The sequence below is a fragment of the Clostridium sp. genome (assembly GCF_030532265.1).
In the GTDB taxonomy this organism is placed as follows: domain Bacteria; phylum Bacillota; class Clostridia; order Clostridiales; family Clostridiaceae; genus Clostridium.
In genome coordinates this window covers 24,334-41,979 of record NZ_JAUNLM010000004.1, presented here as the reverse complement: position 1 = coordinate 41,979, position 17,646 = coordinate 24,334, and the positions used below count along the sequence as shown (strand labels likewise).

At 28.2% G+C, this 17,646-nt stretch carries 13 protein-coding genes; all 13 read right to left on the bottom strand.

Annotated elements, in window-relative coordinates:
• On the bottom strand, positions 1-222 hold a 222-nt coding region (locus Q4E08_RS02250; RefSeq protein WP_303127766.1), incomplete at its 3' end, for a 4-alpha-glucanotransferase.
• A gap of 271 nt (positions 223-493) precedes the next feature.
• On the bottom strand, positions 494-1,867 hold the full coding sequence (gene yvcK, locus Q4E08_RS02245) for a gluconeogenesis factor YvcK family protein (RefSeq protein ID WP_303127761.1): 1,374 nt from the start codon (positions 1,865-1,867) through the stop codon (positions 494-496).
• Positions 1,864-2,742, bottom strand: coding sequence for an RNase adapter RapZ (rapZ, locus tag Q4E08_RS02240; protein ID WP_303127758.1), 879 nt, complete (start codon positions 2,740-2,742; stop codon positions 1,864-1,866). The genes yvcK and rapZ overlap by 4 nt, the downstream gene beginning before the upstream one ends.
• A 262-nt stretch (positions 2,743-3,004) precedes the next feature.
• Positions 3,005-3,913: a UDP-N-acetylmuramate dehydrogenase gene (murB, locus tag Q4E08_RS02235; protein WP_303127756.1), complete on the bottom strand. Its 909-nt coding sequence runs from the start codon at positions 3,911-3,913 to the stop codon at positions 3,005-3,007.
• Positions 3,914-4,013: 100 nt separating this feature from the next.
• A complete protein-coding gene (gene uvrC, locus Q4E08_RS02230) occupies positions 4,014-5,882 on the bottom strand; it encodes an excinuclease ABC subunit UvrC (RefSeq protein ID WP_303127826.1) in 1,869 nt (622 codons plus the stop codon).
• 124 nt (positions 5,883-6,006) lie between these two features.
• Complete coding sequence (locus tag Q4E08_RS02225; protein WP_303127754.1) at positions 6,007-7,485, bottom strand: penicillin-binding protein 2; 1,479 nt, start codon at positions 7,483-7,485, stop codon at positions 6,007-6,009.
• Between the two features lies 1 nt (position 7,486).
• On the bottom strand, positions 7,487-8,707 hold the full coding sequence (locus Q4E08_RS02220; RefSeq protein WP_303127752.1) for an FtsW/RodA/SpoVE family cell cycle protein: 1,221 nt from the start codon (positions 8,705-8,707) through the stop codon (positions 7,487-7,489).
• 19 nt (positions 8,708-8,726) lie between these two features.
• Positions 8,727-9,200: an FHA domain-containing protein gene (locus tag Q4E08_RS02215; RefSeq protein WP_303127750.1), complete on the bottom strand. Its 474-nt coding sequence runs from the start codon at positions 9,198-9,200 to the stop codon at positions 8,727-8,729.
• Between the two features lie 156 nt (positions 9,201-9,356).
• Positions 9,357-12,182, bottom strand: a complete 2,826-nt coding sequence (uvrA, locus tag Q4E08_RS02210) for an excinuclease ABC subunit UvrA (RefSeq protein WP_303127747.1) — start codon at positions 12,180-12,182, stop codon at positions 9,357-9,359.
• Positions 12,183-12,423: 241 nt separating this feature from the next.
• Entirely contained in the window at positions 12,424-12,870 is a 447-nt protein-coding gene (locus Q4E08_RS02205) for a C-GCAxxG-C-C family (seleno)protein (protein WP_303127744.1), read from the bottom strand.
• A 193-nt stretch (positions 12,871-13,063) separates the two neighbouring features.
• On the bottom strand, positions 13,064-15,037 hold the full coding sequence (gene uvrB / locus Q4E08_RS02200) for an excinuclease ABC subunit UvrB (protein ID WP_303127742.1): 1,974 nt from the start codon (positions 15,035-15,037) through the stop codon (positions 13,064-13,066).
• 20 nt (positions 15,038-15,057) lie between these two features.
• Positions 15,058-16,323 carry a signal protein PDZ gene (locus tag Q4E08_RS02195; protein WP_303127739.1) on the bottom strand — a complete coding sequence of 422 codons (1,266 nt, stop codon included), beginning with the start codon at positions 16,321-16,323 and terminating at the stop codon, positions 15,058-15,060.
• Positions 16,324-16,331: 8 nt separating this feature from the next.
• Positions 16,332-17,582, bottom strand: a complete 1,251-nt coding sequence (locus Q4E08_RS02190) for a S41 family peptidase (RefSeq protein WP_303127738.1) — start codon at positions 17,580-17,582, stop codon at positions 16,332-16,334.
• Positions 17,583-17,646 lie beyond the last annotated feature (64 nt).

Genomic DNA, 17,646 nt, shown 5'->3' with positions numbered 1-17,646 from the left:
ATTATCAAAATCAATAAAATATGGATTACCTGCAAATGCAGAAAAACATTGATAAGGTGAATCTCCATAACTTGTATGCCCTAAAGGTAATACTTGCCAATAAGTTTGTCCAGCCTCATTTAAAAAATCTATAAATTCAAATGCTTCTTTTCCTAATGTTCCTATTCCATATTTCCCTGGCAAAGATGATATATGCATTAAAATTCCACTTGACCTTTTCATAATATACCTACCTTCATGTTTAATTCATAAATATTAATTCTAAAAATTTTTATTGACATATAATGTTAAATTAAAATCATTAAAATTTTAAGATTAATATTATATTTTATATATACTTATATTAATTTCGAAAATTACATGTCCATAAATAAAATTCTAAAACTATTTATTTTCTATTTTTAAATTAAAATAACAATAAAAAAGAGCTAAATAGAAAAATCCTTAAATATTAAGAATTCTATTTAGCTCTTTTTATTTAAATAATCAAATACTAATTTTCTTGACTATTAGTACTTTCTCTTTTATGTTTCTTTTCTGTCTTATCTCTCTCTTTTATACGTTGTGAAAGGTACATGTACTCAATTATTTTCTTTCTATCATATAATAATTTCTTTTCCATTATAGTTTCAACTAATACTTGTGCTAAATAATCTGAATCATGCTTTATAGTTCCTTTACTTACTCTTACAAGATTTTTCTCAACTATGTCGATTCCAAGATCATTTAGTTTTTTATTATCAATTTTAACAGGTTCTGATCCTTTTTCCTTATACTTTTCCTTCATAAAATCGCTTATACTACCTACATTTGCAATAACACAATCAACTATATTTTTCCCACCATATTTTCTTAAAATTTTTATATGATCCGATACATTAAATCCATCAGTTTCTCCTGGTTGTGTCATTACATTAGATATATATATTTTAAAAGCATTTGATTTCTTTATTGTGCTTACAATACCATTTACTAAAAGATTTGGAAGAACACTTGTGTATAAACTTCCTGGTCCCATAACTATAGCATCAGCTTCTTCTATTGCCTTAATTGCTTCCTCTAAAGGTTTAGCATCTTTAGGTTCAATAGATAACTTATTTATTTTTGATTTCTGCTTTATAGCTTCTTCTGGTATATAAGATTCACCTATTATAGTATTTCCATTTTCAAGTTCTGCAATTAGTTTCATATCATCTAATGTAACAGGTAAAACTTTACCAGTTACAGCAAGAACGGAGCTCATCTTTTGTACTGCTTCTTCAAAGTTTCCTGAAACTCCATCCATGGCAGCTAAAAATAAGTTACCAAAACTTTGTCCTTTAAGCCTTCCATCCTTAAATCTGTATTGAAGAAGATCTTCCATCAAAGGTTCAGTATCAGCTAATGCCAATATACAGTTTCTTATATCACCTGGTGGTAACATTCCAAGATCTTCTCTTAAATCTCCAGAACCTCCACCATCATCACCAACAGTAACTATAGCTGTTATATTTGATGTATAATATTTTAAGCCCCTAAGCATTGTTGAAAGTCCAGTGCCACCACCTATAACAACTATTTTGGGACCTTTTACTAAAAGTCTTTTTTCAGTTATTAACGTCTCTATCTTTCTACTATCTAAAGACATTCTTATATAACCTTTATTCATAAGTGCAATAACAGACTTCATTCCCTCTGTTATTGATATATATATAACAAATATCCCAGTAACATTAAGACATATATAAAATAATTTATAATAAATATCATAAACTCTATGAGTAACTAATTCATTAAATCCAAATGCTATTAAAAGCACTCCAAATAATCCAAATGCAATCCATCTCTTAACTCTAATGCCAGGTTTAATCCAATCAGAGAGCCTCATAGTTTCTTTTCTCCCTTGTTTACATCTTCAATTATATCTCTATGCTCAATGCCTGTTTTATATCCTTCTTTTGATAAAAGCTCATAAACTTTATTAGCTATTGCAACAGATCTATGTCTTCCCCCTGTACATCCTATTGAAATAATAAGCTGTCTCTTTCCTTCCTTAGTGTAATTAGGAATTAAAAATTTAAGCATATCCATAAGTTTTTCCAAAAAGCCTTCTGTTTCTTTTTGCTCTAAAACATACTTTTGAACCGGCTCTTCTAAACCTGAAAACTGCTTTAACTCCGGTATATAAAATGGATTTGGAATAAATCTAACATCAAATACTAAATCTGAATCAACTGGTATACCATATTTAAATCCAAAACTTAAAACAGTTACTGAAAGTTCTTTATCTGGCTCTTCTGCTGAACCATAATATGAATTCATTTTTTCCCTTAAATCTCTAATTGCATACTTTGATGTATCAATTATTACATCAGCTCTATCTTTAACTTCTCTAAGTTTATTTCTTTCTTCAATTATTCCTGTAAGTACACGAGACTTTGGTGAAAGAGGATGTGTTCTTCTTGCTTCTTTAAATCTCTTTACTAATACTTCATTTGATGCTTCTAAAAATAAAATTTCATATTTAAAATCATTATTTTTTAAGTATACTAAGCTCTCAAATAAATCATCAAAGAATATTCCACCTCTTATATCAGTAACTATTGCTACTTTTTCTATATTTCCATTCTTACATGCTTCAGCAAATTTTGGTATTAATTGTGGTGGAAGGTTATCAACACAAAAGTATCCTAAATCTTCTAAACTTCTTGTTGCTTCTGTCTTTCCTGCTCCTGATAATCCTGTAACTATTACGAATCTCATACTTACTCCTCCTTTAAAAGTCCTATATATATAATTATATCATATATACTTTTTAATATATAATCTAACCTTCAATGTAGCTATTATAATATTAGCAATAAATTATATTATAAATCACTACTTTTATATTTTATAGACTATTTAAATAACTTAATAAACTCTTTATTTTTTTCATTATTAAATATAAAATTATTTTTGATATTAAATATATAAAAAATAAGCTCATAAAAATGAGCTTATTTAAAAATTATAAATTATTAAATTATAAATCTTCTCCTATTATTCTAACTTCCGGATGAAGATCTACTCCAAATTGATCTTTAACTTCTTTTTGAATATGAGCTATAAGGTCTAATATATCTTTAGCTGTTGCTCCACCTTTATTTATAACAAAGCCTGAGTGCTTTGATGATACAGCTGCTCCACCTATTGAATAACCTTTAAGTCCAGCATCTTGAATTAATTTTCCTGCAAAATATCCCTCTGGTCTTTTAAATGTGCTTCCTGCTGATGGATATTCTAACGGTTGTTTAGATTCTCTTTTTTGAGTTAAGTCTTCAACCACATTCTTTATATCATCATATTCACCATTTTTTAAATTAAAAGTAGCTTCTAAAACTATTCCATTTTCAGTCATAACTTTTGAAGTTCTATATCCTAATTTTAACTCTTCATTATTATGACTTACTATACTTCCATCTTCTAATAATACTTCTGCACTTTCAATAACATCTTTAATTTCTCCGCCATAAGCACCTGCATTCATAAATACAGCTCCACCGATAGATCCTGGTATACCACAAGCAAATTCCAAACCTGTTAACTTATTGTTTAAAGCTTCATTTGAAACATCCTTTAAAAGTGCTCCAGTTTCAGCAATAATCTTATTACCTTCTACTCTTATTGAATTAAGTTCTGTAAGCTTAATTACTACTCCTCTTATTCCACCATCTTTAACAAGTAAGTTTGAACCATTTCCTATAACATAATAAGGAATGTTATTTTCTAAACAAACTTTTATAGTTTTAACTACTTGCTCTTTTGTATTAGGCTTAAGCAACACATCTACTGGTCCACCAACCTTGAAATATATATGATCACGCATTTTTGCATTTAACTCTATTTGATTTTCTGAATATATGTTTTTGAATAATCCACTATACTTATTCATCCATAAAACTCCTTGAAATATATTTTTTTTACAATTAATTAGTATATTCTAAATTGGAAATTAAAACAAGTCTTTTACTATTACATTTATATTATTTTAATTAAATTTTAGTTCCATTAAAATATTCTATTATACTTTTAGCTGCTTTTTTATCTATGCTCGGCGTATCCAATAATTCTTGTAAAGTTGCCTTTTTAACATTTTCAACACTACCAAATTTCATAAGAAGCTCTTTTCTTCTCTTTGCCCCTATATTAGGTATATCATCTAATATAGAATGAAGTGTTCTTTTATCCCTAAGTGATCTATGATATGTAATTGCAAATCTATGTACTTCATCTTGTATTCTTCTTATAAGTTGCATAAGATTTGAACTTCTATTTATTATAAGCTCCTCGTTATTATATATAATACCTCTAGTTTGATGCTTATCATCCTTTACAAGTCCACATACAGGTATTTCTATCCCTAGTTTATTTAGAACTTCTAAAGCTATATTAATTTGTCCCTTTCCTCCATCCATCATTATTAAATCAGGAAAGTTAGAAAATTTGCCATTTGAAAATACTAAGTTTCTTTCTTGAATCTCTTTTATTTCTTTTAAACCATGTTCAAATCTTCTTGCCAATATTTCTCTCATACTATCATAATCATTGGCACCTTTTACAGTTTTTATTCTAAACCTTCTATAATCACTATTTTTTGCTTTACCATTTTCAAAAACAATCATACTTCCTACAGAATCTACCCCTTGTATATTAGATATATCATAAGCTTCTATCCTATTTGGGATATCGTCTAAATTAAGTAACTGCGCAAGTTCTTCTAAAGAAATTTTATTTATTTCTTTTTCTTTTAAAATTTTATCTTTAAATTGCTGTAAAGTTATTTTAGCATTTTCCTTTACCATATCTAACATACTTTTCTTCTCGCCTTTTTTAGGAATTTTAATCCAAACCTTCGATCCTCTTTTTATTGTTAATAATTCTTCCAAAATATCATGATCATCAACATATGGTAAATATATATTCTTAGGTATTTTAGAAACCCCACTATAAAAACTAACTATAAATTTAGATATAACTTCGCTTTCTTCTTCACCAGAAGTATTTTCAATCATAAAATGCTCTCTTCCAGTTACTTTTCCTTCTCTTAAAAAGAAAACTTGAACACAGCTATCTTTTTCATCACTATATATATTTATAAAATCTTCATCTTCATCAGTTATTTTAAACATTTTCTGCTTTTGAACTAAAGTATCGATTGCTAATATTTTATCTCTATAAGATGCTGCTTTTTCAAATTCTAAATTATTAGCAGCCTCTTCCATCTTCTCTTTAAGCTCTTTAGTAACATCTTTATCTTTTCCATTTAATATATCAATTACTGAATTTATCATTTTTCCATAATCAACCTTCGAGACATAACCGCCACAAGGTGCATTGCATTTATTTATATGAAAATTTAAACAAGGCCTTGTTCTTTCTCCATCTTCAGTTATAGATCTTTTACAAGTTCTTATTGGAAAAACTTTTCTTATTAAATTTATAGTTTCATATACGGCAGCTCCATTAGTATAAGGTCCAAAATACTTATTACCATCTTTTGCAAAATTTCTTGTTATAAAAACTCTTGGAAAGTCTTCATTAGTAGTTATTTTTATAAAAGGATAAAATTTATCATCTTTTAAAGATATGTTATATTTCGGACTATGCTTTTTTATTAAATTACACTCTAATATTAATGCTTCAATTTCAGAATCAGTAATTATATATTCAAATTCAGCTATATTCTTTACCATAGCTCTTACTTTTTCTGAATGATTTTTTGAATTTCTAAAATATTGCCTTACTCTATTTTTTAAATTTTTTGCTTTACCAACATAAATTATTTCTCCAAGATTATTTTTCATTAAATAAACACCTGGATTATCTGGTAATATCTTTAATTGATATTCAAAATCAAAAATTCTAATCACCTCCAAGCTATAATAATTATTATATAAATAATTATATCACTTAAGCAAAATAAAAATATAATTAAATTATAGATAAATTAAATAAATAAAAAAGAGCATTTATAAATGCTCTTTTTTATTTGTTTAATTCACTATTCATTACTTTTCCAGCAACTGTTGCAGCTTTTCCAGCTCCAAATCCACCTTCTTCAACTATGACTGCCACAACTATCTTAGGATCATTTGCCGGAGCAAATCCAACAAACCAAGAATGTGGAGTTGCAGGACTACCATCTGCATTATTGTGATCTGCTGTTCCAGTTTTACCAGCAGCATTTATTCCATCAAAGAAACTCCACTTTCCACTTTTTACATTTTTTTGAACCAATCCTTGCATATATCCTTTAATAATTGTAGCTTGACCTTCAGTCATAGCTTTTCTATATTCTTTAGATTTCATTGTTTCAACAGTTTTTCCTTTGTCATCAACAACACTTTTTACTAATTGTGGCTCCATTATAACACCATTATTTGCAACTGCTGAAGTTGCTAGTGCCATTTGTATAGGAGTTGCAAGTATACTTGCTTGCCCAATACCACTTCTTGCTATATCACCAATTTGATAACTTTCAAGCTTTGGAAATTCACTTGGAGATATAGTAAAACCATTTGCTGGTATCTGACTATTAAATCCAAAATTTTCTGCTGTTTTTAATAACTTATCATTTCCAAGTTGCATAGCAAGTGTTCCATAAACAACATTACTTGAAACTATAAATGCCTTTCTTAAATCAATATTTCCATATGAAGCTCCACCTGCATTAGCTAAATTTTTTCCATCTTGGAATTTAATTTCACCACTATCATTAAAGGTCTTGCCTGTAACATCTGGAATATTTTCAAGAGCACTTGCAGTTGTTATTATTTTAAATGTTGATCCAGGTGGATATCTTCCTGCTGTAACTCTATTCATAAGTGGACTATTTAATTTATCTCCTGAATTTGCTTTCTTCATTTCAGCTTCTAAATTATTTGGATTAAAACTAGGCTTTGAAACAGATGCTATAACTTCTCCTGTTTTAGGATTAAGTGCTACAACTGCACCTCTATTATTTCCTAATGCATTATACGCTATTTTTTGTAAATTTGTATCAAGAGTAGTAATTACTGTATTTCCTATTTTATTTTTATCATTATTTCTATTTTCAAAAGCTTTTTTTAAATTATCTATACTAAAATTATGAAGTAATTCATTGAAACTTGATGATGTACAAGTTGTAAGCTGTTTATCATAAGAATTTTCAAGCCCTGATATTCCAAATCTACTATCAACATATCCTATTGGATGAGCATACAAAGCTCCATACTCATATTCTCTCTTTTGAGTATTATTTTTTTCTCTTACACTTTTTGCAATTACATTCCCATCTCGGTCTTTTATTTCCCCTCTTAAAACTTCATTTCTCTTAGCCCATGATCTTTGATTACCTGGCATCTCTGAAATTTTAGGAGCTTTAAACACCTGAAAATAAGCCATATATGATATAAGGGCTATAAGTAAAAATAAGAAAACAATCATTACTTTTGTTACACTATTTTTAATATCACCTTTCATTCTAGCCCTCCTCTGATATTTTCTGTAATATTCCTAATGCAAAAAACATTGTTAATATTGATGAACCACCGTAACTAATAAGAGGTAATGCTATACCTGTTAATGGTATTACTGCAAATACTCCACCAATAATAACAAGTACCTGACAAACTATCATAGCACTAAATCCTACTGCACTTAATTGTGAAAATTCATCATCAGTTACAAATGCTGTTCTTATACATCTATAAAATAATAAGAAATATAATATCATTATTCCTATACCAAATATCATACCCTGTTCTTCACATATTATCGCAAAGATATAGTCTGTTGTATGTACTGGCACATATTGTGGATACCCTTCTCCAAGTCCTGATCCAAACATTCCACCTGAAGAAATAGCATATAGACCTTGAACTATTTGATATCCCTGATCTTGAGCATATTCCCATGGATTTTTCCATATTAAAACTCTATCTCTTACGTGTCCAAAAAATTTATATGCTCCAATTGAACCTATTACTGAAAGTCCTAAACATGTAAATATATACTTTTTCTTTCCTGTTGCAATATACAGCATAGTTACGGATATTCCAAAGAAAATAAGTGCAGACCCTAAATCTCTTTGAAGAACCATACAACCTAAACTAAACATTACTACAAGTCCTGGTCTTATAAGATTTTTAAAGTTCCCCTTTGAATTATCCCCAACCTTATATTCCTTAAGAGCAGCTGCTAAATACAAAACCAATGCTATTTTACCAAACTCTGAAGGTTGAAAGCTTATAGGACCTATTATTACCCAGTTTTTAGCTCCAAAAACTACTTTACCAAATAAAAGTGCCATAGGCATAAACACTATTACACCAATCATGTATAAATTTTTATACTTAGCAAAATTTTTAAAGTTAGGAAATGCTTTAAGTACTATAATAAATACTACTATACTTGCTAAAAACCAAATAAGTTGTTTTTCTGCAACCTTTGGATCAAGCCTATAAAGCATAGCTATACCTATAACTACTAAAATACACGAAAATGTAAGAATAAACTTATCTCCCTCTGGGTAAAATTTTCTTACAATCAAATTAGCAATAAATATAACTACACATAATATTCCACCTAAATATAATGCATCTTTATCTATAGGAGCTTTTAAAAGTGCTAGGTTAGTAAAAAGAGCTATACATAATAAATATGTTAATCCAAGCATTATTCTTTCTTTATTGTCTTTTTTCATTTAATCACCCCACCACTATCTAAGGAATAACCTTGAATATAGCTGTTCCTATAGCAATTTGATCTTTTGGAAATAACTTAACCTTACCATTTATTTTTTCACCATTTAAATATGTTCCATTAGTACTATTTAAATCTTCTAAAATAAGTACATTATTTTTTGCCATTATTCTAGCATGGTTTCCTGATACATATTTATCAGTTAACACTATGGTATTGTTACTTCTTCTACCTATTGTGGCTAAATCTCTTATAGGGACTACCGACCCAACTTTTAGCGATGTATTTTCACCAGCCTTTACTATTTCTATACCTAGATATCTCTTTTTATTAGGTATAGGTCTTCTATTGCTAGCTTTTTTATTGGCAGTACTTGGATTTCCACCGCTTTTAACATCTTTAGCCATTATTTTTAAGGCGTATACAATTATGAAATATAATATTACTATAAAAATTATTCCAAATACACCTGCAATAAATTTTGAAAAATCCATCTTTTCACCTCAAAAAAAATACTTTATCTTTTTGATTATACACCAAAATACCATTAAATTCATACATTTATCTTACAATTAATAAACTATATAATAATTAACTAGGTATTTAAGTAAAATATCTTAAAACCTAGCTAATTATTTCATAATTTTATTTTACTTTAATATCTTACGTAAATATTGGCCAGTATATGAATCTTTTATGTTACATATTTCTTCAGGTGTTCCTGTTCCCAAGATGGTACCACCTTTATCTCCACCTTCTGGTCCTAAATCTATTATATAATCAGCACATTTTATCATATCTAAATTGTGTTCTATAACAATAACTGAATTTCCTGAATCAACTAACCTTTGTAGTATTCCAACTAATCTATTAACATCGTCTATATGAAGACCTGTTGTTGGTTCATCTAATATATATAAAGTTTTTCCTGTACTTCTCTTTGAAAGTTCAAATGCCAGCTTTATTCTTTGTGCTTCTCCACCTGATAATTGTGTTGATGGTTGACCAAGTCTTATATAACCAAGTCCTACATCATATAATGTTTGAAGCTTATTTTTTATTCTTGGTATATGCTCAAAAAATTCTAACGCTTCTTCTACTGTCATATTAAGAACATCATCTATATTTTTACCTTTATATTTAACCTCTAAAGTTTCTCTATTATATCTCTTTCCTTTACAAACTTCACAAGGTACATATACATCAGATAAAAATTGCATTTCAATTTTTATAATTCCATCTCCTGAGCAAGCTTCACATCTTCCACCCTTTACATTAAAGCTAAACCTTCCTGGTTTATATCCACGCATTTTTGCTTCTGGTGTTTGCGAAAATAATTCTCTTATTATATCAAAAGTACCTGTATAAGTGGCTGGATTTGAACGTGGTGTTCTTCCTATAGGACTTTGATCTATATCTATTATCTTATCTATATTTTCAAAACCTTTAATTTCTTTATGATTTCCAACTGAATTTTTACTCTTATTAACTAATTTATTTAATCCTTTATAAAGAATTTCATTAACTAATGTACTCTTTCCTGAACCTGATACTCCAGTTACCATAGTCAATACTCCAAGTGGAAAGTCTACCGTTACATTTTTTAGATTATTTTCTTTAGCTTTAACTACAGTAATTTTATTTCCATTACCTTTTCTTCTTTCATTTGGAACTTCTATTTTTTTCTTTCCTATTAAATATTGAGCAGTTATTGAGTTATCATTTTTCTCTATTTCTTCTAATGTACCTGCCGCAACAATTTCTCCACCATGCTCTCCAGCTCTTGGACCAATATCAACAATGTAATCAGCCGCTCTCATTGTATCTTCATCATGTTCTACAACTATTACTGTATTACCAACATCTCTTAAATGTTTTAGTGTTCCTATAAGTCTATCATTATCTCTTTGATGAAGTCCTATACTTGGTTCATCCAAAATATATAAAACACCCATAAGGGCTGAACCTATTTGTGTAGCAAGTCTTATTCTTTGAGACTCTCCACCTGATAATGTACCTGAATTTCTTGAAAGATTTAAATAATCCAATCCTACATTAACTAAAAATTCTAATCTACTAATAATTTCTTTTAATATTTGCTCGCTTATTATTTTATTTTTTTCTGAAAATTTTATAGATTTTATAAAATCTAATTCATCTTTTATAGACATTTGAGTAAATTCATAAATATTTTTATCACCAACAGTTACAGATAATGCTTCCTTTGAAAGTCTTGCCCCCTTACATTTTGGACAATGTTTATTACTCATGTATTGTTCTATTTCACCTTTTATTAAATCTGAATTTGTTTCTCTATATCTTCTTTGAAGGGCATTTATTTCACCTTCCCATACAGAATTATATGTTGCTTTTACACCATCTTTAACATAATCAACCTTTAATCTTTTACCCTCTGTTCCATATAACAATACTTTAACAACTTCATTTGATAAATCTTTTATTGGTGTATTTAAATCAAAGTTATATTCTTTGCTTAAAGCTTTTAAAAAGGCAAATGTCCATGAATCTTCTTTTAGTCTACCTTCACCCCAACAAGCTATGGCACCTTCCATTATACTTAAATCTTTATTTGGTATTATTAAATTTTCATCTATTTCAATTAATGAACCAAGTCCATCACAATAATCACATTTACCAAAAGGTGAATTAAAAGAAAACATTCTAGGTGCTAATTCCTCAATACTTATATTACAATCAGGACAAGCAAAATTTTCACTATAAAGAGTATCTTCTCCACCTATCTCATTAATAATAACTAATCCTTCTCCAAGCTTTAATGCCGTTTCTATTGAATCAGTTAACCTTTTTTCTATTCCTTCTTTTATTATTAATCTATCTACAATTGCTTCTATATTATGTTTTTTATTCTTTTCTAATTTTACTTCATCTTCCGTAAGGTCATATACCTCACCATCTATTCTTGCTCTTATAAAACCATTTTTCTTTATATTTTCTAATAATTTTTCATGAGCTCCTTTTCTACCTCTTATAACTGGTGCTAAAATTTGAACTTTTGTTCTCTCTTCTAACGCCATAACTTTATCAATTATTTGATCTACAGATTGTTTGCTTATTACTTTTCCACACTTTGGGCAATGTGGAATTCCTACTCTTGCGTAAAGCAATCTTAAATAATCATATATTTCTGTTATAGTTCCAACTGTTGACCTAGGATTTTTACTTGTTGTTTTTTGGTCTATTGATATAGCTGGTGATAATCCTTCGATATTTTCAACATCTGGTTTATTCATTTGACCTAAAAACTGTCTTGCATAAGCTGAAAGAGATTCCACATATCTTCTTTGACCTTCAGCATATAATGTATCAAAAGCTAATGATGATTTACCTGAACCTGAAAGTCCAGTAAATACAATTAACTTATCTCTAGGTATTTCTAAACTAACATTTTTTAAATTATGTACTTTAGCTCCTTTTATTATAATTTTATCTTTCATATAACTACCTCTCTTTTAACTTATAAATCTATTTTTAACTTAAGTTTATAATTAAATACACGAACATATATTCTCATTATTAATTTTAAATTTATCTCTCTTTATTGTCAATTATACCATTCATTCAGTTCTTTAATAATTAATATTATTTAATAATTATATACTTTATTTGAATAAAAAAAGCTAAACAATATAATATTATATTGTTTAGCTTTTATTTCATTTATGTATAAACTCTTTATTATAAATTTTTTTCTCTTATTATTATTTCAGCAGCAGCCTCTGCCATTTCTCCTGTAAATCTTACACATTGATCTTTGTGTTCTTTTGAACCCATAACCATACCTTTTGTTAACACACTACAGCAAGTTAGCTTATTTGCTTCTCTAAATCTATCATGTAATTCTTTTGATAGTTCTAAAGTCTTATTTACCTCTTCTCCACCTAGTTCATTTCTACCAAATATCATTCCTATAGCCATTACAGCACCTGTTAAAGCTCCACATGTACATCCAGCTCTCCCTATTCCTACTGGAAATCCTGATGCAAATTTTATTACGTCATCACTTAACTCTGGCATAAATTCATCTTTTAAAGTTTTAACTATAGATTCTGAACAGAACAGTTGTCCATCTCTGTAATATTTTTCAGCTGTTTCTTTTATTCTAAGTAATCTTTCATCTTTCATAATTAACGCCTCCTAAATTATATACAAAATAATTTTATCATATTATTTAATTATATTCTGTTATATTTCTTTCACTTTTTTTATTAAAACACTTCTGTTATTTAATTATTTTCCTTTAATAATTTATAAATTTGGTCTATCTTATAAATAAAAAAGCTAACCGATAATCTTTAAAATACCGATTAGCTTTTTATTATTTTTTAAGTTTATTTATCATATCTCTAAGTTCAGCAGCTCTTTCAAACTGAAGATTTTTAGAAGCATCCATCATTTCATCTGTATATTTCTTAATTAAATCTTCTCTTTCTTTCTTAGTCATATTTTTAGGTTGATGTTCTATTTCATACTTAGTTTCTTCTTCAGCCACTTTAGTAGCTTCTATTACTTCCCTTACATCCTTTATTATTGTCTTTGGAACTATATTATGCTCTTTATTGTATTCCTTTTGTATTTCTCTTCTTCTTTCTGTTTCTTTAATAGCCCTATCCATTGAACCTGTTATTGTATCTGCATACATTATTACTTTACTTTCTGAATTTCTAGCTGCTCTTCCTATTGTTTGAATAAGTGAAGTCTCTGATCTTAAGAATCCTTCTTTATCAGCATCTAAAATTGCAACTAAAGCAACTTCAGGAATATCAAGTCCCTCTCTTAAAAGGTTTATTCCAACTAAAACATCATATTTTCCAAGTCTTAAATCTCTTATTATTTTCATTCTTTCAATTGTATCTATATCTGAATGCATATAAGTTGTTTTTACACCAAGTTCTATTAAATACTTAGTTAAGTCTTCTGCCATTTTTTTAGTTAATGTTGTTATTAAGGTTCTAAAACCTCTCTTTGTTGTACTTATTATTTCACTATACAAATCATCTATTTGTCCATTTACTGGTTTAATAACAATTTCAGGATCCAAAAGTCCTGTAGGTCTTATTATTTGTTCTGCCACAACCTTTGAATGTTCTTCTTCATATTTTGCAGGTGTAGCACTAACAAACACAACTTGATTTATTTTCTTTTCAAACTCCTCAAATTTTAATGGTCTATTATCATATGCACATGGAAGTCTAAATCCATATTCAACTAGCGAATCTTTTCTTGATCTATCTCCAGCATACATAGCTCTAACTTGAGGAAGCGTCACATGACTTTCATCAATAAACATTAAGTAATCATCTTTTGGAAAATAGTCTAACAATGTTTTTGGTGGAGTTCCTGGCGCTCTTCCATCTAGTATTCTTGAATAATTTTCTATCCCACTACAATATCCCATTTCTCTTATCATTTCTATATCAAAATTAGTTCTTTGTCTAAGCCTTTGAGCTTCAAGCAACTTATCTTGTGAATTAAGCTCTTTAAGCCTGTCTTCAAGTTCTTCTTCTATTCTATTTATTGACCTATCTAAAACTTCTTTTGATGCAGCAAAGTGAGATGCTGGATAAATTTGCGCATGATTTCTTTCTCCTAAAATTTTTCCTGTAAGAACATCAAACTCCCTAATTCTATCAATCTCATCACCAAAGAATTCTACTCTTATTCCTTTGCTTGAAGATGATGCTGGAATAATATCTAAAGAATCTCCTCTAACTCTAAATGTTCCTCTAGAAAAATCAACATCATTTCTTTCATATTGGATTTCAATAAGTTTCTTTATTACTTCATCTCTATCTTTTATCATACCTTGTCTAAGACTTATTGTAAGCTTTTTATACTCATCTGGATTACCTAATCCATATATGCAAGATACTGAAGCAACTATTATTACATCTTTTCTTTCAAATAATGCTGATGTTGCTGAGTGTCTAAGCTTATCTATTTCATCATTTATAGATGCATCTTTTTCAATAAATGTATCTGTTTGAGGTACATAAGCTTCTGGCTGATAATAGTCATAATAAGAAACAAAATATTCAACTATACTATCTGGAAAAAACTCCTTAAACTCTGAACAAAGTTGTGCTGCCAATGTTTTATTATGTGCTAACACTATTGTAGGTTTTTGAACTCTTTCTATTATATTTGCCATAGTGAAAGTTTTACCTGAACCTGTAACACCTAAAAGAGTTTGAAATTCATTTCCCTCATTAATAGATTTAACTAACTTATCTATAGCTTTTGGTTGATCTCCCATAGGCTTAAACTTTGATTTTATTTTAAATTCACCCATAACTTCACCTCATCTCAAATTTATTTATTCTTTAACTTTTTAACCATTTCTAATATTTTTTCTTTCGTTAAATTAATTTTCTTATTTTCATCTATAGATTTTGGTACAAGTAATATTCCTGGCATTTTTCCTTTTTCAAACATTACTTTTTTATTATTTCCACATAAATCTATTAATTCTAATTCCACACTCATATAATTATTAGTAATTGATGCATATATTTCTTTTTCATTTAATACTTTATTACCATTTAATCTTATTATTTTATCTCCAGCTTTAATTCCAACATTATATCCTCTTGAAAAAGGAATTACATCTAAAACACATATTCCTGCGTCATCACTAAAAAATATAGGTTCTCTTTTATCTTCCATTTTTCTTTCAAACCTAAATATAAATTCATATATTATAGGGGTTAGTGCTATTGCTAATACTTCCATAGCCAGTCCAAACTTTGTTAATATTGAAATTAAAATAATTATAATTCCATATAAAATTGTATATATTCCGCTTAATCTACTTTTTTCTTTTTTAGTTTTAGTAAAAGTAGTTGCACTATAATTTATTAAAGTAAAAAAAGGAACCATTACTAAAACTGAAACTTTTATTAATTCAAGTATACTACTTGAGTTTAATAAAGGCCACCATGATGGAGTATTTATAACGTCTGATGTTGTGGCACTATCTCCACTCAATTTTAATGCTATAAATATTGCAACTGGCAACATCCAATTTCTACTCAATACATATCCTCCAATTATTTTTTCTTCTTTTTTAGAGAATACTGCCATTGATCCTTTGCTACCATCAAATATAATTAAAAAACCTTTTAATATGTATATAACTCCTATAAGTGCTATTAAAGAAGTAATATTTATTCTAAATAAATTAATATCACTTCCCCCAATTTTAAAATATGTAAACACTATACTTAAAGCTCCAAAAATAAATGCTAAGTAAGGAAGTTTAATTGCTCTTCCTCTAAAAAATATAGATAAAATAGTCAAACTAAATATTAACTCTATACCTGACCCCTCTTTAAACGTTATTCCTAAAATGCTTATTAATATACTTGCAAGAAAGCCTGCAATTATTCCTAATGTTATTTGAGATAAAGTTAATTCTAAGGGAGAATTAATATTCTCCCCTATAATCATTCTTTGCATAAAAGCTAATTTTTTATTTTTTACATAAAACACAAAGGACATAGCAATTAAAAATATTATAAATAATGGATCTATAAAAATATATGCTACTGATTTTATTGCGTTTAAAATTAAGTCCATCTTTCCTCCTACTTACTTACCTTTTGATTTATAATCTCTAATGCTTTTTTAAATTGATTATCTAAACTTCTATTATATTGTTTTCCTAATACATCCTTAGATAACTCTACATTAATATCTGGTTTTATTCCTTTTTTATGAATGTTTTCTCCATTTGGTGTGTAATACTTTGATATAGTAACTTTAAGTGCACTTCCATCCTTAAATTCTACTGGTGCTTGAACTATCCCCTTACCAAATGTGTTAGTTCCTATAATTGTAGCAACATTATAATCTCTTAAAGCTCCTGTAACAACTTCTGATGCACTGGCACTTCCTTTATCAACAAGTACAACTAATGGCATTCCTTCTGCTATACCACCCTTTGATAATTCTTCTGACCTATTATCATATTTATCTACCGTATACGTTATTAATTTTCCCTTTGGTATGAATTGTGATGCAACCCCAACCGCTTCCTTAAGATAGCCACCTGGATTTCCCCTTAAATCTAATATTAATCCTTTCATACCCTTTGATTTTAAATCTTCTATTTCTTTCTTAAAATCTTCTGTAACATTTGCATTAAATGATTTTATTTGAATATAACCAATATTTTTTTCTATCATTTCACCTTTTACAGAATCAGTTTTTATAACATCTCTTTTTACTTTAACATCAAATGTATCTTTACCAGCTCTCTTTATAGTTAAAGTTATTTCTTCTTTTTCCTTTCCTGTAATTAATGAAGTAGCCTTATCTACATCATTACCTACTTGCTGTCCATTTACAGCAACAATAACATCATCACTTTTTATTCCCGCTTTATATGCTGGAGAATCTTCAATTGGTGATATAACTGTAACCTTGTCATTTTTAACACCAACATACACCCCAATCCCCATATATTCCCCTGAGTTTTGTTCTTTAAACTTTTTATATTCATCTTTATTCATATAAATTGTATAAGGATCTCCAAGAGAATTAACCATTCCCTTTATCGCTCCTTCTGCGGCTATGCTATCATTAATTTCTCCATCGTAATTCTTTATTAATGCATCTCTAACTTTAAATAATTCTTTATATTCCTTAACGTTATTAAATTCCTTAAGCTCTTTATCAACCTTTGAATTAGTAGTTGCAAGAACTAATCCCTTAGTAGCAAATAAATTCCCTAAATAAAAACTCCCTAAACATAAACAAACAACAAAAAGAGTACCTAACATTATGTAGATAACCTTTTTGTTGTTTTGATTTTTCTTTTTATTATACTGATACATAACCACAACATCCTTTCAATCTTCTCAAGCCATATAATTTAATAGTATAACTTAAATTATAAAA

Bases quoted from the DNA above. Each gene is read 5' to 3' on its own strand.
- Q4E08_RS02205 (WP_303127744.1), bottom strand. From the start codon at position 12,870: ATGAAAGATGAAAGATTACTTAGAATAAAAGAAACAGCTGAAAAATAT.
- Q4E08_RS02215 (WP_303127750.1), bottom strand. From the start codon at position 9,200: ATGGATTTTTCAAAATTTATTGCAGGTGTATTTGGAATAATTTTTATA.
- murB (WP_303127756.1), bottom strand. From the start codon at position 3,913: ATGAATAAGTATAGTGGATTATTCAAAAACATATATTCAGAAAATCAA.
- rapZ (WP_303127758.1), bottom strand. From the start codon at position 2,742: ATGAGATTCGTAATAGTTACAGGATTATCAGGAGCAGGAAAGACAGAA.
- Q4E08_RS02195 (WP_303127739.1), bottom strand. From the start codon at position 16,323: ATGGACTTAATTTTAAACGCAATAAAATCAGTAGCATATATTTTTATA.
- Q4E08_RS02220 (WP_303127752.1), bottom strand. From the start codon at position 8,707: ATGAAAAAAGACAATAAAGAAAGAATAATGCTTGGATTAACATATTTA.
- uvrB (WP_303127742.1), bottom strand. From the start codon at position 15,037: ATGGGTGAATTTAAAATAAAATCAAAGTTTAAGCCTATGGGAGATCAA.
- yvcK (WP_303127761.1), bottom strand. From the start codon at position 1,867: ATGAGGCTCTCTGATTGGATTAAACCTGGCATTAGAGTTAAGAGATGG.
- Q4E08_RS02225 (WP_303127754.1), bottom strand. From the start codon at position 7,485: ATGAAAGGTGATATTAAAAATAGTGTAACAAAAGTAATGATTGTTTTC.
- uvrA (WP_303127747.1), bottom strand. From the start codon at position 12,182: ATGAAAGATAAAATTATAATAAAAGGAGCTAAAGTACATAATTTAAAA.
- Q4E08_RS02190 (WP_303127738.1), bottom strand. From the start codon at position 17,582: ATGTATCAGTATAATAAAAAGAAAAATCAAAACAACAAAAAGGTTATC.